We start from the raw sequence: 22,272 nt of genomic DNA on the forward strand, positions 1-22,272 counted from the left end.
ATAGCGCACACCCATATAGCGTGCAGATAGGCTCTTGGTTGATGAAGCCATTTCAAAACAAATAAAAAATGCTTTGCGAACTCCAAATTTAACCTTGTGGAAAAGCGTATTGGCCGTGGTAGATTCAATATGTCCGCAGATATTGCACTGTCTTGCAAAATCCTTGCGAACTTGGCAGGCAGTATGATTACATCTCAAGCATTTGTAGCCCATATTTGATTTAATTGAAGCTAAGTATTTCTTGCAATCTTCATCGGTTTTGAACCGATCAGAGAACTCTAGAAGATTTTGACCTTTAAAAATATCCATAATATTATATGTTTACTGACAATAAAGATATGTATTTAGATACTGACCTCTATTAGACGTTATTATGCCATTCATGGTGGTTTAACAAAAAATTAGTAGGCAATGGTTTTATTGGCATGGTTTTTTCTTTTACTTTAGTGAAAAATAAAGAGCGTCTAATGGTTTAGACTTAAAAAATGCCATTTAACAATATGAAAGATATCATGAAAAGGAATTATAAGATTTTATTGTTGGCGCTTATGCTGGCATTTGCGTCGTGTAGTTTTACAACCAAAACTTTTGAAAATCCAGACAAGGATAAGTTATTGATAGAATTGATTACGCATGTGCTCAAAGAAGGCCATTTTAGTCCTAAGGATTTGAACGATGAATTATCAGAACAGGTTTTTAAATCGTATCTAGATCAGCTTGATCCATTTAAAAGATATTTCTATGCGTCAGACATTAAGGAATTTGAAGCTTATAAAGATCAGATTGATGATCAGCTGAAAACCTATGATTTGACATTTTTTAACTTAACCCATGAGCGTTTGTTGCAACGTTTGGAGGAGTCAAAAGCAATGTACAAAGATGTATTGGCTAACCCTTTTGACTTCAATGTTGATGAGGATATCAATACGGAGTATAAAAATTTGGCCTATGTCAATTCAAAAAAGGAAATGCGCGAGCGTTGGAGAACACAGTTAAAATTTTCAACCATCGCCAATTATGACGATTTGATTTCGCAACAAGAAAGCACGTTTTCTGATAAGAAAAAAGTTCAGAAAATGAGCCAAGTAGATGATGTCGATGCGGATGGATTCAATCAAAATGTTTTAGAGGATAGTGAATCAGATGAAACCAAAGATATTCCTGAGAAAAAGGAGAAAAAATCTCTTCCTGAGTTAGAAAAAGAATCGCGTACAGCGACGTTAAATTCCTTAAATGAACTTTATGATTATATTGATGAGCGTAATCGTGAGGATTGGTTTGCAGTGTATTTAAATGCCATTGTTGCTGAATTTGATCCGCATACTTTTTATTATGCGCCAGAAGATAAAGAGCGATTTGATGTTGCCATGTCTGGGAAATTTGAAGGGATTGGCGCTAGATTGCAAAAGAAAATGGATGTGGTGACCATCAACGAAGTGATTAGTGGTGGACCAGCTTGGAAACAAAACGAGTTGGAAGTAGGGGATCAGATCCTTAAAGTAAAGCAAGATGATGATGAGCCTTCGGTAAATATCGTAGGAATGCGTTTAGAAGATGCTGTGAAATTGATAAAAGGACCAAAAGGCACGAAAGTTATTCTAACGGTCAAAAAAGTAGATGGTACTATTGAAGACTTGGCCATTACCAGAGATATTGTTGAGTTGGAAGAGGTTTATGCAAAATCGTCAACCGTAATTAAGGATGATAAGAAATTCGGCGTGATCAACCTCCCTGGGTTTTATGTTAGCATGGAAGATTATAATAAGCGCAATGCAGCTTCTGATGTTAAGCTCGAAATAGAGCGCTTGAAGAAGGAAAACATTGAAGGTTTGGTTTTGGATCTTAGAAACAATGGTGGTGGTTCTTTACAAACCGTAATAGATATGGCTGGATTGTTTATCAAAGAAGGTCCAATTGTTCAAGTTAAAACTACAGGAGGGCAAAAAGAAGTGTTGAGAGATAAGGATACTTCAATAACATGGGATGGTCCATTAGTGATTTTGGTAAATGAAAATTCTGCATCAGCTTCTGAGATTTTAGCAGCTGCAATGCAAGATTATAAGCGTGCCCTGGTTCTTGGTAGTAAACAAACCTTTGGAAAAGGAACTGTTCAGACTGTATTGGATTTGAACCGTATGATGAAAAACAATACGAACGGCGATATGGGAGCACTGAAGTATACCATCCAAAAGTATTATAGAATTAATGGCGGATCAACACAATTGGAAGGTGTTAAAAGTGACGTAATTGTTCCAGACCGTTACAGTTATATCGCTTTAGGAGAAAAGAATCAAGAAAATCCTTTAGCCTATGATAAAATTGATGCTACAGATTATAAACTGTGGGAGCATAATGCAGATTATCAAAAAGCAATCGATAATAGTTATGCACGAATTGCAACTAACGAGCAATTGAAACTGATTGATGAGAATGCCAAATGGGTAAAGAAAATCAGGGATAAAGAAGAGTATTCACTTAAATACGATGCTTATAGAGCGGCATTAAAATTAAATGAAGATGAAGCAAAACAGTTTGAAAAATTAGCAGATTATAAAACGGATTTAACCTTCAATTCCTTGAAATACGAAAATAAATTAATGGCTAACGATAGTATTTTGAAGCAAAAGCGTGACCGCTGGCATACTTCATTGAGCCATGATGTATATATTGAAGAAGCTCTTAATGTATTGAATGATTTAAGCGGCTCTTATGACATTAAAAAGATGGTTAATAATGTAAAAAAGGATTAGAACTATCTACAATTAAATTTTAAAAAATGCTCCAAGGTTTTGAAACTTTGGAGCATTTTTTTATTAGATCAATGGCACTTCATACTACTGAAAATTGGGAGGGATTAGTATACGATGTTTGATCTAATCATAATTTTAAAAATCAACAAAGGAATTTTGTATGTATAGGCTGATAGTAATTTGTCTACTGTGAAATGGAAATAATTGAAATTTAAGAAGAAGGATTTATTCCTGTTTTAAATTATTGATTTCGTGATTGGTGGTGTCAATATGCTGAAGCACTTCATCCCGTCCAATAGCGGAGGCTGACGAGGTTATAAAATAATGAGGTGTTTCCTCCCAAGTCTTAAGGAGTTCTTGAGTATACGCTTCGATGTTGCGTTCGATGGCCTTAGGTTTTAACTTGTCGGCCTTAGTGAAAATAATGGAGAAAGGAATCCCGCTTTCGCCCATGTATGCCATGAATTCCAAGTCAATTTTTTGAGCCTCGTGTCGGATATCCACCAAAACAAAGGCCAAAACCAATTGTTGTCTTTTTTCGAAATAATCGGTAATAAATTTCTGGAACTTCTTTTTAGACGATTTGGAAACTCGTGCGTAACCATATCCAGGTAAATCTACCAAGTACCAATTTTTATTGATTAAAAAATGATTGATGAGTTGGGTTTTACCAGGTCTTCCTGAGGTCTTTGCCAAATTTTTATGATTCGTGATCATGTTGATCAAAGAAGACTTGCCTACGTTACTTCGCCCAATAAATGCATATTCTGGCAAATTATCCTTAGGGCACTTGGCCACTTCGGAATTGCTCATTATAAATTCGGCAGTTTTGATGATCATGTTGTTTGATTTTAAACGCAAAAGTCGTGATGGTTGCGCAAAGAACGGAATATTTTTTGAATCAGCAGTGAGGAGGAGGTTTTTAGCTTAGTTCCGAATTCGACTTCAACTGTAATTTCAGAGCTTCCGCTTTTCAAACCATTCGGCAAGTATGGCATTAAACTCGTCAGGATGCTCCATCATAGCAGCATGCCCACACTTGTCAATCCAGTGTAATTCAGAATCTGGCAAAAGGTTATGGAATTCTTCAGCCACCTCAGGGGGCGTCACAATATCATTTTTCCCCCAAATAATGCACACCGGTAAATTCATGTTAGGCAAGTCCTTTGACATATTATGTCGGATAGCACTTTTAGCAATGGCTAAGGTTTTTATCAGTTTATTTCTATCGTTTACGGTTTCGTAAACTTCGTCTACAATTTCTTTAGTAGCAACAGCAGGGTCATAAAAGACGTCCTGCGCCTTTTTTTTGATCACTTCATAGTCACCTCGTTTAGTATATCCACCACCCATCGCGCTTTCGTATAGTCCTGAACTTCCTGTAATGATCAGTGCTTTGACTTTATCTGGGTATAGTTTCGTGTGATAGAGACCAATATGGCCGCCTAAGGAGTTTCCCAACAAAATCACGTCAGTAAGACCTTTATATGCGATAAATTCATGGAGATATTTAGCAAAACTTCTCACGCTGGTTTTTAATAGAGACATCGAATAGATAGGGAGTTCCGGAATGATGACTTTATAACCCTTGTCTCCAAAATAATGCAACACAGCATCAAAATTACTCAATCCACCCATTAATCCGTGAAGAATAATAATGGGCTGGCCTTCGCCTACTTCAATATAGCTGTAATTTTTTTCTTTTCTTAAGAGGTGTCTCATTAATGGTTAGTAGTTATGCATAAAAAACAAATATAGTTATTTCTGTTAAATTTTATTTCTTTTTGCTAAGAGTTCCAAGTAATACTTCAACAAAAGTTGTTTAGGGTGTAAAACCACACTTTTTCCCACTTTTTAATCTAATGGGAACCAATCGTTTATTTATTTTCATTTTCTTCATTTCATCGAAAATAGATCTCAAAATCATAAACTTATCAACAAAAGTGGTAAATTGTGGTAAAAGGTGGTAATTTTTTCAATATATTTGACTCTTAGTCGTTAGTAATACAAACAAAATCTTTTGAACTCATTAATAGGAACATACGAGTGTAAAGTTGATGCAAAGGGGAGACTTATGTTGCCCTCTGCGATCAAAAAACAGCTCTTGCCTGCCCTTCAAAATGGATTTGTTTTAAAAAGAGCGGTTTTTCAGCCTTGTTTAGAGTTATATCCTATGAGTGAATGGGAATCTTTAATGCAAAAAATGAACAAACTTAATCGCTTTAAAAAGAAAAACAACGACTTTATTCGAAGGTTTACTGCGGGTGTAAAGATGGTAGAGGTGGATAGCACGGGGAGGTTGTTGATTCCGAAGGATTTAATGGTTTTTTCAGGGATTTCTAAGGAAATCGTAGTGTCTTCCGCAATAAATATTGTGGAGATCTGGGATAAGGATAAATATGAACAGGCTATAGATGATGCGGCAGATGATTTTGCAGATTTAGCCGAAGCAGTTATGGGACAAGATGACGACGACGATGGAATATCATAATCCAGTTTTGCTTAAGGAAACCGTAGACGGCTTAAATATTAAGCCAGATGGGGTGTATGTGGACGTGACTTTTGGTGGCGGCGGACATAGTAAAGAGATTTTAAAGCGTTTAGGTCCAAATGGAAAACTATTCGCTTTTGATCAAGATAAAGATGCTCTTTTAAATACAATTGATGATGGGCGTTTTACGCTGATCAATGAGAATTTTAGGTACATAAAACGTTTTCTGCGTTTTTACGGTACAAAGGAGGTAGATGGCATACTGGCTGATTTTGGGGTGTCTTCCCATCAATTTGATGTGGCTGAACGCGGATTCTCAACACGTTTTGAGGCCGATTTGGACATGCGAATGAATCAGGACAGTAGTTTGTCGGCCTTTCATGTGATCAACAAATATGAAGAAGAGAAGCTCAAGGAGGTGTTTTATCAATATGGCGAATTACGTCAGGCACCAGCAATGGCAAGAGCGATTGTTGAAGAGCGTACAAATGGCGCAATCAAATCTAGCGAGCAGTTAAAGGAGGTCTTGAAAACATTTGTGAAGCACAAAAACGAAAATAAGGTATTGGCACAAATTTATCAAGCCATTCGTATAGAAGTCAACCAGGAGATTGAGGCCTTAAAAGAGTTTTTACAGCAGACACCTGAGATATTAAAGACAGAAGGTCGCTTGAGCTGTATTTCATACCATTCACTGGAGGATAGGTTGGTGAAGCGCTTTATAAGAAATGGGCTGTTTGAAGGAGAGCCTGAGCGCGATGTGTTTGGGAATTTTGAAGTACCGTTCAAAAAAGTTGGTGGATTAATTGTGCCATCAAAAGCTGAAATAAAGGAAAATAGCAGAGCGCGAAGTGCAAAACTTCGGATTGCGGAAAAAATATAGGAAGTCAACCTGCAAGGTTTTTAAACCCTTGCTGTTTAAAAAAGCAGATCGTCTAATTAGCAATAAGATTCCTGCTTTCGCAGAAACGGATTCAGGTAAAAATCAAATTAATTCTTCCCTTTGGGAAGGTGTCCGAAGGACAGATGGGCTTATGAAAAACAACATTTATCACATATTAAGAGGTAAGTTTTTGGTTAGCGATGATTCTTTCAAAAATTGGAGGATCATCATTTTTATTTCGCTGTTGGCAATTATCATGATCGCAAGTTCGCATAGTGCGGATCAAAAAGTGCATGACATCGCACGATTGAATAATGAAGTTAAAGAATGGCGTTCTGCTTTTGTAGATGGCAGATCCAAGCTGATGCGATTAAAAATGGAATCTGGGATTGTTCAGAAAATGTCGGAAAAGGGGATCGAGCCTTCCTCCAATCCGCCAAAAAAAATAAAAGTTAAAAAAGAAGAAGATTAAGTGGCAGTAACTGAAAAACACATATTGAACCGAGTGTATTTTGTGGCAGGCATCATGTTTGTCTTTGCATTGGCTGTGGTATTTAAGTTGCTCACCATCCAGATGGTGCAAGGTGATAAATATCGTGACTTAGCCGAGAAGCGCACGGTCAAGAATGTCACCATTCCGGCTAATCGCGGGAATGTTTATGCCTCTGATGGCAGTTTATTGGCAACGTCTATTCCAAAATATGATCTTCGGTTTGATGCCTTGACACCCACGAATAAAACCTTTGAAAAGTATTTAAAACCCTTAAGCGACTCCTTATCAAAATATTCTGGGAAGTCTTCAGGATATTACCAAAAGGAATTGAGAAAAGCAAGAGCCAATAAAAACAGGTATTTTCTACTTGCAAGAAATATCAATTACACCGATTATACGCGCATTCGAAATTTTCCATTATTAAGCCTTGGGGCTTTTAGGGGTGGGCTTATTGTGGAGCAAACTACCAAACGCGAACATCCTATGGGTGATATTGCACAACGTTCTATTGGTTATGAGCGTACTGATAAAGATGGTCATGTGGCCAGGGCTGGTATTGACGGTGCTTTTGGTGAACTGTATTTGAGAGGAACCGATGGTCATAGAATGAAACAAAAAATTGGCAAAGGCCAATGGAAGCCTATTACTGATTATAACGAGGTAGAACCGAAAGATGGTTATGATGTTTATACGACCATAGATGTCAATATTCAGGATATTGCACATCACGCCTTATTGAAGCAGCTTCAATATTATGATGCTGAACATGGCTGTGTTATAGTAATGGAAGTAAAAACAGGTGAAATAAAAGCAATCTCAAATCTTGGTAAGACAAAAAATGGTGACTATTATGAAAAGCTGAACTACGCCGTAGGTGAGTCCCATGAGCCAGGTTCTACTTTTAAATTAATGTCGTTGGCTGTAGCCTTAGAGGACAAGGTTATAGATACCTCTGATGTCATAGATACTGGTAACGGGTATAAACGATTTTATGGACGTACCATCTATGATTCCCGTGGCTACGGTAAAATTTCAGTGGCCAGGGCTTTAGAGTTGTCATCAAATATCGCTTTTGCTACAATTATTGATGATGCGTATTCCAAAACACCAGATAAATTTACAGATAGGTTAAAAACTTGGCATCTCAATGAAACATTGGGAATTGCCATTGTAGGTGAGGGCAAACCAGATATACCATCTCCCGGCGATAAAAAATGGAGCAGGAATGCACTGCCGTCCATGGCCTATGGCTACAATTTGAGTTTGACGCCACTCCAAACGCTGTCGTTTTACAATACCATTGCCAATAATGGTGAAATGGTCAAACCCCGGTTTCTTCGCGAAATAAGAGAATTTGATAAGGTGATTGAAAAGGTAGATAAGAAAGTCGTTGAGAAAAACATGATTTCCGAAGAGACCGTAAAGAAACTCCAAGAAATTCTTAAAAATGTAGTGGTGAAAGGAACCGGGAGGAGTTTGTATTCTCCAACATTTTCAATGTCTGGAAAAACAGGAACTGCCAAAAAGGAATATTGGATGGCAGATTGGTCAGAGAACAGAAGGTACATTTCTTCTTTTGCAGGCTATTTCCCTGCTGATAATCCTAAGTATTCCTGCATTGTGGTGATTCACAATCCGAGCACCAAAAAAGGCTTTTACGGTGCTGATGTTTCTGGACCAGTGTTCAAGGCTATTGCCCAAAAGATATTTACGGATACACCCATATCTGATGAGGTTGAAACTTTGAATTTTCAAAACTCAATAGTCAATAAAAATTTTGAGAACTACTATAATATTGCGCAATTGCATAAAACCATTATGCCTGATGTTACCGGAATGCCAACCATGGATGCCTTGGCATTATTGGAAAATATGGGCTTAAAGGTAAAGATAGAAGGTGTTGGCGTAGTGAAAAAGCAATCTATAGGTAAAGGCAGTAAAATTAAACGTGATCAAGAAGTGTATTTAAATATATAATGGCAGAACTTAAAGACATATTGTATAAGGTAACCATCAATGCTGTTGTAGGTAGCACGAGCCTGCAAGTCAATGCCATTGATTTTGATTCTCGGAATATTGCCCAGGGTGACGTTTTTGTTGCCATTAAAGGCAGTATTACAGATGGCCATCAATATATCGATCTCGCCATTGAAAAAGGTGCAGTTGCCATTATTTGCGAAATCTTGCCAGAAAAACTACAAAATAAAATCACTTACATAGAAGTTGAAAGTGCAAGTAGGGCCTTGGCATTTATGGCGGCCAATTATTATCAGAATCCTTCGGCCAACCTGAAATTGGTTGGCGTGACTGGCACGAATGGCAAAACTACAGTTGCAACCTTGTTGTACCACTTATTTAAAAAGGCAGGCTTTAAAGTTGGGTTATTGTCCACAGTTAAAGTGATGATCGATAATACAGAGCATAAGGCAACGCATACCACACCAGATTCACTGACCATCAATAAATATCTAAGCTTAATGAGTGCCGCAGGTGTTGAATTTTGCTTTATGGAGGTCAGTTCTCATGGCATTCATCAGAACAGAACGGAAGGGTTGCATTTTGAAGGTGGAATTTTTACAAATCTGTCGCATGATCATTTAGATTATCATAGTTCATTTGCCGAATATAGGGATGTGAAAAAATCGTTTTTCGATAATTTATCAAGAGGTGCTTTTGCATTGGTCAATACTGATGATAAGAACGGTTTGGTCATGCTACAAAACACAAAGGCTAAAAAATATACATACGCTTTAAAAACTTACGCCGATTATAAGGCGCAGATTCTAGAAAATCAATTCAGTGGGCTTTTGTTGAAAATGAATGATAGCGAAGTTTGGACACGATTAATTGGCAATTTCAATGCCTACAATATTTTGGCCATTTATGCTGCCGCGGAATTGTTGGGTCTTGAAAAGGTAGAGAATTTACGTTTGATCAGTGAGCTGGAGAGTGTATCAGGACGTTTTCAATATTTTATCTCTGACGAAAAAATCACCGCTATTGTTGATTATGCACATACGCCTGATGCATTGCAAAATGTATTGGAAACCATCAACAGTATTCGGACGAAAAATGAAGCACTGATTACGGTGGTTGGCTGTGGCGGCGATAGAGATAAGAAGAAGCGACCTAAAATGGGCAATATAGCCTCCACTTTAAGTACTAAAGTCATTTTCACAAGTGATAACCCAAGAAGTGAAGTTCCTGAAACGATCATCGACGATATCGAAAAAGGAGTGGAGCCTCAAAATTATAAGAAAACAGTTTCGATTACTGATAGAAAACAAGCTATAAAAACTGCTTGTCAGATGGCGCAGCCTAATGATATTATTCTTATTGCTGGAAAAGGACATGAAACCTATCAGGAAATAAAAGGGGTCAGAAGCGATTTTGACGATTATAAAATTGTACAGGAGCTTTTGAAACAACTAGACAAATAAAAGAAGTTGGAACCTGGACGCACGAAGAACGAAGCATGAAGTTAAGGAATAAATAATATTAAACAGAAACCAGTAATAACGAAGTTCATTTTAATCAACAATCAACAATCAACAATCCATTTAGATGCTCTATTACCTCTTTGAATATTTAAAACAACACTTTGATTTTCCTGGGTCTTCTCTCTTTGGGTTCATCACATTTAGGGCGGCCATGACGATTATTGTGTCGTTGTTGATTTCAACAATTTACGGTAAGCGCATTATTAAATTTTTGCAAAAACAACAAGTTGGTGAAACCATAAGAGATCTCGGATTAGACGGTCAGGTTGAAAAGGCTGGAACCCCAACAATGGGTGGGATCATTATTATAATTGCTACCTTGATTCCGGTAATATTGTTTGCAAAAATTGATAATATCTATATCATTTTACTGGTGGTAACGACGCTCTGGATGGGTGCCATTGGATTTTTGGATGATTATATTAAAAAGTTTAAAAATGATAAGGAAGGGCTAAAAGGGAAGTTTAAAGTATTAGGACAAGTCGGTTTGGGGATTATTGTTGGCGCCACTCTTTATTTCCATGAGGATGTTACCATTAGAGAAAAGTTGCCCACGGCCCAACAAAAAGAAATTATGGCAGCCAATCCTAATGTAGAAGCTGCAAAGCTGTTTCAAGCCGAAGAAAAATCAACAAAAACGACAATACCGTTCGTGAAGGAAAACGAATTTGATTACGCCCGTTTAGTAACTTGGATCAGCCCAGGCCTAGAAAAGTATACTTGGATCATTTTCATTTTAGCAACTATTTTTATTATTACGGCAGTGTCAAATGGTGCGAATTTAACCGATGGAATTGATGGACTGGCGGCCGGAACTTCAGCCATAATTGTGCTCACACTGGGGATTTTTGCTTGGGTATCCGGAAATATTATTTTTTCAGATTACCTCAACATTATGTATATCCCAAGAGTGGAAGAAATCACTATTTATATTGCGGCATTTGTAGGAGCGTTGATTGGATTTTTATGGTACAATACTTATCCGGCTCAGGTTTTTATGGGTGATACAGGAAGTTTGACTATAGGTGGGATTATTGCAGTGATCGCCATTGCCGTGCGTAAAGAATGGTTGATTCCTGTGTTGTGCGGTATTTTTTTAGTAGAAAATTTATCCGTGGTGATGCAGGTGAGTTGGTTTAAATATACAAGAAAGAAATATGGCGAAGGACGACGAATTTTTAAGATGGCGCCATTACATCATCATTATCAAAAATCGGGTTATCACGAAAGTAAAATCGTAACACGATTTTGGATTATTGGAATCTTGCTTGCCATTGTATCGATTGTGACCTTGAAAATTAGATAAAATGGAGTTACAATATATGATTTAAGAATTACGATTGGAATGAAAGAAATAATTAAAAATAGAACTAAAAAATTTGCTTCCGATTGTTGGCACTTATGTGCAGAATATCCTATTTCTAGAGAGTATAATGCGTATTCCAATCAATTGATTAGATGCTCAAGTTCTGTTGGACCAAATTATAGAGCGGCATGTAGGGCTAAATCTGATGCTGATGAACGTATGTATTTCATAGAGTTGCTTTTAGATGTCTCTGATAAGGTAGTTATAGAATTAAAAAGATTTCATGGAGAAGCCAATGAGATTCTATCAATAATAGGGGCATCTTTAATAACAATCCGTAATCGGAATCGCAAATCGTAAATCTAAAGTCAAAAATGGAAAGGTTAGTTATTTTAGGAGGAGGAGAAAGCGGGGTTGGAACAGCCCTTTTGGCAAAAGCAAAGGGTTACGAAGTATTTCTTTCGGATAAAGGAAAGATTAAAGAAAATTATAAAGAAGTTCTTATACATAATGAGATTGAATTTGAAGATGAGCAGCACACGGAGTCCAAGATTCTAAATGCTGACATCGTAATGAAGAGTCCGGGAATTCCTGATAAAGTGGCTTTGGTAAAGAAAATAAGAGATCAAGGAATTTTTGTGGTTTCTGAAATTGAATTTGCTGCAAAATTTACCAATGCAACAATTGTCGCCATTACCGGGAGTAACGGAAAAACGACTACCGCAACCTTAACCCATCACATTTTAAAACAAGAATTGGAGGTGGGTCTTTCCGGAAACATCGGTAAAAGTTTCGCACAACAGATTTTGGAAAAAGATTATCCAAACTATGTGTTGGAGATCAGTAGTTTTCAGCTGGATGATATTGTGGATTTTAAGCCACATATCGCTGTCTTGCTCAACATTACACCAGATCATTTGGATCGATATGATTATAAATTTGAAAATTATGTCAATTCCAAATTTAGGATTGCCTTGAATCAGACCAAAGAGGATTATCTGATTTATGATGCAGATGATGAGGTTATTGTAGCCTGGCTCAAGTCGCATAAAATTCAATCCACATTATTGCCATTTTCCTTGACGAAGGTTATTGAAAATGGTGCGTATTTAGACAAAGAGGAAATAAAAATAACGATAGATAACAATCAAATAATTATGTCAACATCAAACTTAGCTTTAGAAGGGAAGCACAATACTAAGAATCAAATGGCGGCTTCAACGGTTGCACATTTATTAAAAATAAGAAAGCAAACCATTCGTGAGAGCTTGGAGAATTTTCAAGGTGTAGAACATCGTTTGGAGCAGGTTTTAAGAATTAATAAGGTACAATATATAAATGACTCCAAAGCCACGAATGTCAATGCCACCTATTTTGCGTTGGATAGTATGGATACACCAACCATTTGGATTGTAGGTGGGGTTGATAAAGGGAATGATTACAAAGAGCTTTTTCCCTTTATAAATGAGAAAGTAAAAGCAATTATCTGTCTTGGGGTGGATAACGAAAAATTGTTGCAAACATTCGGTAACATGGTTGATACCATTGTGGAAACTCAACATATGAATGAGGCCGTAAAGATTGCCTATAAAATTGCTGAGACTGGAGATTCTGTGTTGTTATCACCAGCGTGCGCAAGCTTTGATTTGTTTGAGAACTATGAAGATAGAGGACGTCAATTTAAAGATGCCGTAAGAAATTTGTAATCTCATCATCCTTCTTCCCAAGGGAAGAAATTGGTATAGATAAAAAAAGCGCTTTTGATGAAACAAAAATTTATAATAAAATAGAGCAATCCTAACTCTTCCCTTTGGGAAGATGTCCGCATGAGCTAAGTAATTATGGAAAATGTCATAAAAAATATAAAAGGAGATCGATTGATTTGGGCGATTGTTGCGTTGTTGGCAATTTTCTCATTCTTGCCGGTGTATAGTTCTTCAAGTAACTTGGCCTATACGGCTAGTTCAGGAAGTACCTTTTCATTTTTTATTAAACATTTTATGCACTTGTTCTTAGGTTTTGCTATCATGTATGGCGTGCATCGTGTGCCTTATCGTTATTTTAAGGGCCTTTCAGTTGTAATGCTTCCAATTGTATTGATTTTGCTGGTATTGACAATGTATCAAGGCAATACAATTGATGGTGCAAACGCAAGCAGGTGGATTCAGATTCCTATTGTGGGTATGTCCTTTCAAACCTCCACCTTCGCAGCAGTAGTGCTTATGGTGTATGTGGCACGGTATCTATCTAAAATCCAAGAAAAGGATATCACGTTCAAAGAATCTATTTTGCCCTTATGGATTCCGGTTTTTTTAGTGTTGATATTAATACTTCCGGCCAACTTTTCCACCGCGGCTATAATGTTTGCGATGGTGATGGTGCTGGCATTTATAGGAGGCTACCCTTTTAAGTATTTGGCAGTGATTGTTGGAACAGGGATTGTAGTGTTGGCTCTGTTTGTGCTAACGGCAAAAGCATTTCCAGAAGCGATGCCCAATCGTGTTGATACATGGATGAGTCGAATTGAAAATTTTTCAAATGGTGAAGATACTGAGGCTGATTATCAGATTGAGAAAGCTAAAATAGCGATAGCAACAGGGGAATATGTAGGATTAGGTCCTGGTAAAAGTGTTCAAAAGAATTTTTTACCACAGTCGTCATCCGATTTTATTTTTGCGATTATTGTTGAAGAATACGGTTTGGTAGGCGGTTTGCTGATTTTAACCGTGTATTGTTGGATGCTATTTAGGATTGTGATTATTGCCCAGAAATCAGATACGGTCTTCGGAAAGCTAGTCGTGCTTGGTGTAGGCCTGCCTATCGTGTTTCAAGCGTTCATTAATATGGCCGTTGCGGTAGAATTGTTTCCGGTAACGGGCCAAACTTTACCTCTCGTTAGTAGTGGTGGTACGTCCATTTGGATGACCTGCATGGCGATTGGTATCATTTTGAGTGTGAGTGCAAAAAGAGAAGAGTTAAAAGAACAGGAAGAGGGATTGGATAATCCGTTAGAAATATTGAGTGAAGCAATTTAAATAACCTGCAAGGTTTCAAAAACCTTCTAGGTTTGAAAGAGGACAAAGTGAAAAAAATAAGGATTATAATATCCAATCTCTCCAGAAGCCTTTGGAATTTGGATTATCAAATATTTGAATATAAATTTAAGTGACTAAAAAGGAAACATACAAAATAATTCTCTCAGGAGGTGGTACAGGAGGTCATATCTATCCTGCCATTGCCATTGCCAATGAGCTAAAATTTCGTTTTCCAAAGGCAGAGTTTCTTTTTGTTGGCGCCTTAGACCGGATGGAAATGGAGAAAGTCCCTCAGGCCGGATATAAGATTGAAGGACTTTGGATTTCTGGAATTCAGCGGAAGTTGACCCTGAAGAATCTTACTTTTCCTGTCAAGTTGGTCGTGAGTTTAATGCGTGCTCGTAAAATTGTTAAATCATTTCAACCAGATGTCGTGATTGGTACAGGTGGCTTTGCTAGCGGACCATTATTGCAGGTTGCCGCTTCAAAAGGAATTCCAAGTTTGATTCAGGAGCAAAACTCATTCCCGGGCATAACCAATAAATTATTGGGTAAAAAGGTGGATAGGATTTGCGTGGCTTATGATGGGTTAGAACGATTTTTTCCTAAGGATAAATTGATCAAAACAGGAAATCCCATCCGTCAGGATTTGCTAGAAATTGATACTAAAATAGAAGAAGGAAAGAGCGAATTCAAACAGAAAAAAAGTAAACTTACGTTATTGGTTCTGGGCGGGAGTTTAGGCTCTAAGCGTATTAATGAGTTGATTGAGAAAGAACTGGAATTCTTTCAAACCCAAAATGTACAAGTGATCTGGCAATGTGGCAAGTTGTATTATGACACCTATAAAAAATATGATAGCTCTGACAACGTACAGGTCCATGCCTTTTTGAATACTATGGATTTGGCTTATGCAGCGGCTGATTTTATAATCTCTAGGGCGGGAGCGAGTTCGGTTTCGGAATTATGCGTGGTTGGAAAACCAGTTATTTTTATTCCTTCACCTAATGTTGCCGAAGATCATCAGACTAAAAATGCGATGGCAATTGTTGATAGAGATGCCGCGTTATTAATTAGAGAAACGGATTTAGATGTTGATTTTGAAAATCGATTTGCGCAATTGGTTGGATCGTCTGAAAAGCAACAACAATTGAGTAAGAACATAAAGAAATTGGCGCTCACAAATGCCACAAAAGATATTGTAGATGAGGTTGAGAAGTTATTGAATACCCATCTTTCGTCTTCCAAGAGAGAAGAAATTAATTAATTATGAACAAAAAGAACCGTAATATGGAGGGCAATGAGAAAATATGTTCCAGTGGGAAAGGTTTGGAATGGGCTTCAAACGTGTATTTCATTGGCATCGGAGGTATCGGAATGAGTGCCCTTGCGCGGTACTTTGTTGCTCAAGGAAAGTCTGTGGCGGGTTATGATAGAACCAAAACCGATATTACAGAGGGATTGGAAGGGCTTGGCATAAAAGTTCATTTTGAAGATTCAGTTGATAAGATTCCATCCGCGTTCTTAAGTGTGAGTGATACCTTGATTGTTTACACGCCTGCGATTCCAAAAGATCATGCAGAGTTCAACCATTTCAGGGCTCAGAATTTTGAAATTTTAAAACGTTCAGCGGTCCTTGGAGAAATTACCAAAAATACCTTTTGTTTTGCAGTGGCCGGAACGCATGGTAAAACAACTACGACAAGTATTTTGGGGCACGTGCTCTATGAATGTGATGTTCCTGTAACTGCATTTGTGGGTGGTGTGAGCGAGAATTATAATTCAAACTTCCTTGTAAAAGGTACGGAAGTAACCGTTGTGGAAGCTGACGAATTTGACCGATCGTTTTTGACTTTATCACCAGATATGGCCGGTGTCACCTCAATGGATGCTGATCATCTGGATATCTATGGTGAAGCAGAAGAACTTAAGAAATCATTCGTTGATTTCACAAAAAAAATAAAACCTAACGGTAAGTTGTTTGTTAGAAATGGGTTGCCATTAGAAGGAATTACCTATGGAATAGAAGATGATTCTGACTACTCTGCACAGAATATCAGGATTATCAATGGCAGTTATGAGTTTGATGTGAAAACACCAAATGAAACCTTGTACAATTTTAAATTTAACCTACCTGGCAGACATAATCTGTCGAATGCACTAATGGCCTTGGCGATGTCTGTAGAATATGGTATCCCTCACCAACAGCTCGCCAAAGCTTTAGCATCTTATAAAGGGGTTAAAAGACGTTTTACTTATCACCTAAAGACTGATGATTTGGTTTTTATAGACGATTATGCACATCATCCAGAAGAAATTAATGCCGTGCATCAGGCGGTTAGGGAAATGTATCCAGGAAAGAAAGTCCTCGCTGTGTTTCAACCACATTTATTCAGTAGAACGCGGGATTTTGCTGAAGATTTTGGAAAGAGCCTATCTCAATTTGATGACGTTTTTTTGCTTGATATTTACCCAGCAAGAGAATTGCCCATGGAAGGCATCACCTCGGAATGGTTATTAACAAAAATTGATAATGTCAACAAGAAATTAGTTCAGAAATCTGAGTTGATTTCCGAGATATTGGCATCAGACGCTCCCGTTATTTTGACTATTGGAGCTGGAGATATTGGAGAACAAGTAAAATATATAAAAGAAGCGTTAAAGATTGAAAATAAATTATAACTATATCAAAATCATTGGATTGCTAGTTTTGGTAGCTTTTCTGTTTGTATTTTCCTCATTTAGGAATTCGGCACGAAAAGTGAGTGAGCCAAATATTAAATTTTTAGGTGATGAAAATTTGTTCATCACGCATGAGGCTGTTAGTAAGTTGTTAATACAAAACCAGCAGAGTGTTTCCAAGACGGCTAAAGAAATGATAGATTTGAACGACTTGGAATCTGCCCTGAACGCCAATGTCATGATTAAGCGCGCGCAAGTGTACATCAACGTTGATGGCACATTGTCGGCTGAAATAGAGCAAAAGAAACCTATCGCAAGAGTGAGCACAAATGCGTCTTATTACATTGATGATGAAGGTTCATATATGCCGTTATCAACAAATTACGCATCAAGAGTACCATTAGTTACAGGTTTTATAGCCAAAGATGACCTGCATCATGTGTTTAGTGTTGCTAAAAAAATTGAAAGTGATGATTTTTTGAAAAAGCATGTTATAGAAATTCATCAAAATGAAGATAAGAGTATTGATCTAAAGTTTCGATTAAATGATTTTAAGATACAATTGGGATCGTTGGAACAATTGGATAAAAAAATAAATAATCTTAAGGCTTTCTATCAAAAAGCGATGAAAGATAACACATTGAATAGTTATAGCATCGTTAATTTAAGATTTGATAAACAGGTCATATGTACCAAAAAGTAAAGGATGGAAAATAATAAAATTTCAGTAGGATTGGATGTTGGTACCACAAAGATTGTGGCTATGATCGGTCGTAAAAATGAATATGGCAAGGCCGAAATTTTAGGAATTGGACGCGCAAAAAGTTTGGGGGTGCATAGAGGCGTGGTTAATAATATCACACAAACCATACAATCCATCCAACAGGCTGTTCAGGAGGCGGAAGCTGAGAGTGGTCAAAAGATTGAAGAGGTAACCGTTGGAATTGCCGGACAACATATTAGAAGTTTACAGCACAGTGATTATATCACACGTGCCAACTCTGAATTGGTGATTGACGAAGAGGATATTGACCGTTTGATCAATCAAGTACACAAACTGGTGATGCTTCCTGGTGAAGAAATCATCCATGTGTTGCCACAAGAATATAAAATTGATGGTCAAGGAGAAATAAAAGAGCCTATAGGGATGTATGGCGGACGATTGGAAGCCAATTTCCACGTGGTTGTTGGACAGGTTTCTTCCATCAGAAATATCGGACGTTGTGTTAAAAGCTCAGGCTTGGAGTTGGAAGGGATTACGTTGGAACCTTTGGCATCTGCAAACGCTGTTTTGAGTCAAGAAGAAAAAGAGGCTGGCGTTGCTTTGATCGATATAGGTGGTGGAACAACGGATGTGGCTGTGTTTAAGGATGGCATCATTCGTCATACCGCAGTTATTCCTTTTGGAGGTAACGTTATTACCGAGGATATTAAAGAAGGTTGTTCCATTATTGAGAAACAGGCCGAACTATTAAAAATAAAATTTGGTTCTGCTTGGCCTGGTGAAAACAAGGATAATGAGATTGTTTCAATTCCTGGATTAAGAGGCAGGGAACCAAAGGAGATTACACTTAAGAATTTATCAAAAATCATTCATGCGCGTGTGGTGGAGATTATTGAGCAAGTGTATGTGGAAATAAAAAACTATGGCCACGAAGAGCAAAAAAAGAAGTTAATCGCTGGGATAGTATTGACAGGAGGTGGTGCACAATTAAAGCATTTAAAACAATTGGTAGAATATATCACCGGAATGGATACTAGAATAGGGTTTCCAAATGAGCATTTAGCGGGAGACAGTGATGAAGAAATTGCGAGTCCATTGTATGCTACAGCCGTTGGCTTAGTGATGGACGGTTTGAAACGTCAAGAACGCAAACGTATCGAAAAAGCAGAAGCAGAAGAAATTATAGAAGAGTTAGAAGCACCTCCTTTAAAAATAGAAGAAGAACCGATTGTGCCTCCAAGAAAAGAGCGACGATCGTTTTTAGATAAATTAACAGAGCGTGTCAAAGATTTTTTAGATAACGCTGAGTAGCGACAGGATATGTCCGGTTGCAAGGGCATACAGACAGATAATTAGCTGTCTCAACAAAACAAATATTAATTAAGAATCCAGAAAAAACCCAAAACATTATGAGCAATAAAAATGAATTTGGAAACATCGCATTCGATTTGCCAAAAAACCAATCCAACGTCATTAAAGTGATAGGTGTTGGCGGCGGCGGAAGCAATGCAATAAACCATATGTTTCAGCAAGGAATTAAAGGCGTTGACTTTGTCATCTGTAATACTGATTCCCAAGCCCTCCATAACAGTGGCGTTCCGAATAAAATTCAATTAGGAGTCAATTTAACAGAAGGTCTTGGTGCCGGTGCCAACCCAGAAGTTGGGGAGCAGGCAGCACTTGAGAGTTTAGAAGATATTCGTCGCATGTTGGATACCAATACAAAAATGGTATTTATTACTGCCGGTATGGGTGGAGGCACAGGTACTGGAGCCGCTCCAATCATTGCAAAGGTCGCTAAAGAATTGGAAATTCTAACGGTTGGTATTGTGACGATGCCATTCCTGTTCGAAGGCAAAACCCGAAATGAGCAAGCTCAAAAGGGTATTGAAACCTTAAGAAGCCATTGTGATTCCTTAGTGGTGATCAATAATAATAAGCTACGTGAGGTGTATGGGAATTTAGGCTTTAAAGCCGGTTTCTCAAAGGCAGATGAAGTCTTAGCAACCGCATCAAAAGGTATTGCGGAAGTGATCACACATCACTATACTCAAAACATCGATTTACGTGATGCTAAAACTGTGTTGAGCAATAGCGGAACCGCCATTATGGGGTCTGCAACGGCATCAGGTAAAACACGGGCACAAGAAGCCATTATGAAAGCTTTAGATTCGCCATTATTGAATGATAATAAGATTACTGGTGCCAAAAACGTATTGTTGCTCATCGTTTCTGGAGTTCAGGAAATTACTATTGATGAAATTGGAGAAATCAACGACCATATTCAAAATGAAGCAGGTCATGGTGCAAATATCATCATGGGGGTAGGAGAGGATGAATCTTTGGAAGAATCAATTTCTGTGACTATTATTGCTACGGGTTTTGACATTGACCATCAAGACGAAATCTCGAATACTGAAACCAAGAGAGTTATTCACGCTTTAGAGGATGAACCTAATGAAGTTAAAGTCAAAGAACGTGAGCCAGCCATTATTACTCCAGAGATCGTTCTTGAGAAGGAAGTAGAAAAAGTGGTCGTTCATTCCTTAGTAGAGGAGGAAGAAGAAAAAAAAGATATTAAGATGAGTCTGATTCCTACCACAGAGTTTATAAAAAATCTTAATGTAGTTTATGATGAGGTTTTGGATAGTGTTGATGAAGATGATTTCGTCATTACGCCAATCGAGCCATTTAAAGCAGAGACACCAAAAGAGGTTTTTGAAGAAGACGAACAAATCACGCTAACCTTTGATTTGCCTTTGTTCAATCAGAAAATTGAAGAAACTCCAAAAAACGAAAATAAGGTTCTTTTTACCTTGGATGAAGAAACAAAAAACATGAAGGTTAAAGATCATGTAGAAATCATTTCCGTAACTGAAGCTGATGAAAAAGGAGAGAAACGTTACGCTCTTGATGATTTTATGACTTATGAATCCTCAATTAATAAAACTAAAGCCAAACAACAACCTAAGGTTGAAGAGGATATTGTATTTGAGAAAAAAGTGGTGACGCCGCAAGAAGATACAGCAACTCCGGAAGAAGTGGATCCATTGAACAGTCCTATTTCAGACATGTTAAAAGAACGCGCTGATGAGAGAAGACGTAAAATGAAAGATTTCAATTATAAATTTAGTTCGGCTAAAGTTGATGAGATTGAAAAGGAACCAGCTTATAAAAGACAGGGCGTGAATTTGGATCAGAACAGATATTCTTCTGATTTCAATGCTTCTAGAATGTCAGTGGGAACTGATGAGAATGATGATATTCAATTACGAAGTAACAATTCATTCTTACACGATAACGTAGATTAATAGCAGATCTAGTATTTTTAGTACGTTTAATTACCCGAAAAGTTTGAGCGCTTTTCGGGTTTTTTAATAAAACCCAAACCAAAATCTAGAAACGAAGCGCATTTGATTTTTTGGTTGAATTAATCCGATTTTTAACGGGATATTAGATCTGCCTGATTTATTGAAAAATGTTGATTTTGATGGAGTGATTTAGGGTGTTTTCCAAGTTGGATTACCAATAATTCCTTAAACCATTTAAGACATCAAAGCTTCCACCATGAGATGACATGTGAGAATAGGTCAAAACTGGATATCTGGTTAAAAATTTTGAATTATCCTGCTCTAGGTTAACGTAACACTCCTTACTTTTTAGTATCTTCGCAGCATCAAAAAATTAAACAATGAGTTTGCAAGAAGATTTAACTGCGGCTTTGAAAGCAGCCATGAAGAGTAAAGATCAAGAAGCTTTGGCGGCTTTAAGAGCTATTAAAGCTGAAATCCTCCTTGCTCAAACAGAAACAGGCTCAAAGGAAGAAATAACTGAGGAACAGGAAATAAAGATCTTGTCAAAATTAGTAAAGCAACGTAAGGATAGTGCAGCTATTTATACAGAGCAAAACAGAAGTGATTTGGCAGAACCAGAACTGGCACAAGCTGAGGTGATCAGTCAGTTTTTGCCCACTCAGTTGACTGAAGAAGAAATTGAAAAAGTGGTCGTTGAAACAATTGCCACCACAGGTGCAGAAGGTATGAAAGATATGGGCAAGGTCATGGGCATTGTCAATCAGAAACTGGCAGGAAAGGCTGATGGCAAAACGATATCAACGATAGTAAAGGCTAAATTGGCTTAAAAATAACGATTCTTTGAGATCGCATTATAAAAGGAATGTAATCTATAAAGGCGAACAACAAATGATAGTATAGGTTAGGTTAACCTAAAAGGAGATCCCTGCTTTCGCAGGGATTAATGGCCACGTAGCTCAGCTGAATAGAGCACTGGATTTCGGCTCCAGCGGTCGGGGGTTTGAATCCCTTCGTGGTCACGAATAAATAGTTCAATAAGAAAAAACGCCAAGCTAGCTTGAGCGTTTTTTCGTTTGAACTATTTTCAAAGCGGA

18 protein-coding genes, 1 tRNA gene and 1 pseudogene are annotated in these 22,272 nt (G+C 37.6%); 17 read left to right on the plus strand and 3 right to left on the minus strand.

What is annotated here, in order from left to right:
• Nucleotides 1–309, minus strand: a pseudogene (locus G525_RS0116795) (IS1595 family transposase); the annotation flags it as partial.
• Nucleotides 310–512: 203 nt separating this feature from the next.
• Here G525_RS0116795 and G525_RS0116800 point away from each other — a divergent pair.
• Entirely contained in the window at nt 513–2,750 is a 2,238-nt protein-coding gene (locus tag G525_RS0116800; protein ID WP_035480008.1) for a carboxy terminal-processing peptidase, read from the plus strand.
• A gap of 225 nt (nt 2,751–2,975) precedes the next feature.
• Here the strand turns inward: G525_RS0116800 and yihA are convergent, their stop codons facing one another.
• Together yihA and G525_RS0116815 are read right to left on the minus strand one after the other, a co-directional pair.
• Entirely contained in the window at nt 2,976–3,587 is a 612-nt protein-coding gene (yihA, locus tag G525_RS0116810) for a ribosome biogenesis GTP-binding protein YihA/YsxC (RefSeq protein WP_027127183.1), read from the minus strand.
• Between the two features lie 120 nt (nt 3,588–3,707).
• The gene (locus tag G525_RS0116815; protein WP_027127184.1) at nt 3,708–4,472 is read right to left on the minus strand and encodes an alpha/beta fold hydrolase; all 765 of its coding nucleotides are present in this window, start codon (nt 4,470–4,472) and stop codon (nt 3,708–3,710) included.
• A 298-nt stretch (nt 4,473–4,770) separates the two neighbouring features.
• Here G525_RS0116815 and mraZ point away from each other — a divergent pair, with 298 nt between their 5' ends.
• The 16 genes from mraZ (at nt 4,771) to G525_RS0116895 (ending at nt 22,197) form a co-directional block, all read left to right on the plus strand.
• Nucleotides 4,771–5,241, plus strand: coding sequence for a division/cell wall cluster transcriptional repressor MraZ (mraZ, locus tag G525_RS0116820; RefSeq protein WP_027127185.1), 471 nt, complete (start codon nt 4,771–4,773; stop codon nt 5,239–5,241).
• Complete coding sequence (gene rsmH / locus G525_RS0116825) at nt 5,216–6,124, plus strand: 16S rRNA (cytosine(1402)-N(4))-methyltransferase RsmH (protein WP_084647788.1); 909 nt, start codon at nt 5,216–5,218, stop codon at nt 6,122–6,124. Before mraZ ends, rsmH begins: the two co-directional genes overlap by 26 nt.
• Before the next feature lie 151 nt (nt 6,125–6,275).
• Nucleotides 6,276–6,596, plus strand: coding sequence for an FtsL-like putative cell division protein (locus G525_RS0116830; RefSeq protein WP_027127187.1), 321 nt, complete (start codon nt 6,276–6,278; stop codon nt 6,594–6,596).
• Nucleotides 6,597–6,650: 54 nt separating this feature from the next.
• Nucleotides 6,651–8,594, plus strand: coding sequence for a penicillin-binding protein (locus G525_RS0116835; protein ID WP_051209994.1), 1,944 nt, complete (start codon nt 6,651–6,653; stop codon nt 8,592–8,594).
• Nucleotides 8,594–10,057: a UDP-N-acetylmuramoyl-L-alanyl-D-glutamate--2,6-diaminopimelate ligase gene (locus G525_RS0116840; RefSeq protein ID WP_027127189.1), complete on the plus strand. Its 1,464-nt coding sequence runs from the start codon at nt 8,594–8,596 to the stop codon at nt 10,055–10,057. The genes G525_RS0116835 and G525_RS0116840 overlap by 1 nt, the downstream gene beginning before the upstream one ends.
• Nucleotides 10,058–10,181: 124 nt before the next feature.
• The gene (gene mraY / locus G525_RS0116845) at nt 10,182–11,423 is read left to right on the plus strand and encodes a phospho-N-acetylmuramoyl-pentapeptide-transferase (RefSeq protein WP_027127190.1); all 1,242 of its coding nucleotides are present in this window, start codon (nt 10,182–10,184) and stop codon (nt 11,421–11,423) included.
• A gap of 39 nt (nt 11,424–11,462) precedes the next feature.
• The gene (locus G525_RS0116850; RefSeq protein WP_027127191.1) at nt 11,463–11,783 is read left to right on the plus strand and encodes a four helix bundle protein; all 321 of its coding nucleotides are present in this window, start codon (nt 11,463–11,465) and stop codon (nt 11,781–11,783) included.
• Nucleotides 11,784–11,797: 14 nt separating this feature from the next.
• Nucleotides 11,798–13,129, plus strand: coding sequence for a UDP-N-acetylmuramoyl-L-alanine--D-glutamate ligase (gene murD / locus G525_RS0116855; protein ID WP_027127192.1), 1,332 nt, complete (start codon nt 11,798–11,800; stop codon nt 13,127–13,129).
• 135 nt (nt 13,130–13,264) lie between these two features.
• The gene (locus tag G525_RS0116860) at nt 13,265–14,458 is read left to right on the plus strand and encodes an FtsW/RodA/SpoVE family cell cycle protein (RefSeq protein ID WP_027127193.1); all 1,194 of its coding nucleotides are present in this window, start codon (nt 13,265–13,267) and stop codon (nt 14,456–14,458) included.
• Nucleotides 14,459–14,588: 130 nt separating this feature from the next.
• Nucleotides 14,589–15,725, plus strand: coding sequence for an undecaprenyldiphospho-muramoylpentapeptide beta-N-acetylglucosaminyltransferase (gene murG / locus G525_RS21315; protein ID WP_035480005.1), 1,137 nt, complete (start codon nt 14,589–14,591; stop codon nt 15,723–15,725).
• A gap of 23 nt (nt 15,726–15,748) precedes the next feature.
• Nucleotides 15,749–17,140, plus strand: a complete 1,392-nt coding sequence (gene murC / locus G525_RS0116870) for a UDP-N-acetylmuramate--L-alanine ligase (RefSeq protein WP_051209995.1) — start codon at nt 15,749–15,751, stop codon at nt 17,138–17,140.
• Nucleotides 17,124–17,843, plus strand: coding sequence for a cell division protein FtsQ/DivIB (locus G525_RS0116875; protein ID WP_027127195.1), 720 nt, complete (start codon nt 17,124–17,126; stop codon nt 17,841–17,843). The genes murC and G525_RS0116875 overlap by 17 nt, the downstream gene beginning before the upstream one ends.
• 3 nt (nt 17,844–17,846) lie before the next feature.
• On the plus strand, nt 17,847–19,175 hold the full coding sequence (gene ftsA / locus G525_RS0116880; RefSeq protein ID WP_027127196.1) for a cell division protein FtsA: 1,329 nt from the start codon (nt 17,847–17,849) through the stop codon (nt 19,173–19,175).
• A gap of 98 nt (nt 19,176–19,273) precedes the next feature.
• Entirely contained in the window at nt 19,274–21,175 is a 1,902-nt protein-coding gene (gene ftsZ / locus G525_RS0116885; RefSeq protein WP_027127197.1) for a cell division protein FtsZ, read from the plus strand.
• Nucleotides 21,176–21,555: 380 nt separating this feature from the next.
• Entirely contained in the window at nt 21,556–22,005 is a 450-nt protein-coding gene (locus G525_RS0116890) for a GatB/YqeY domain-containing protein (protein ID WP_027127198.1), read from the plus strand.
• A gap of 118 nt (nt 22,006–22,123) precedes the next feature.
• Nucleotides 22,124–22,197, plus strand: a tRNA-Arg gene (locus tag G525_RS0116895).
• Nucleotides 22,198–22,272: the final 75 nt, after the last annotated feature.

The sequence above is a fragment of the Gelidibacter mesophilus DSM 14095 genome (assembly GCF_000423005.1).
In the GTDB taxonomy this organism is placed as follows: domain Bacteria; phylum Bacteroidota; class Bacteroidia; order Flavobacteriales; family Flavobacteriaceae; genus Gelidibacter; species Gelidibacter mesophilus.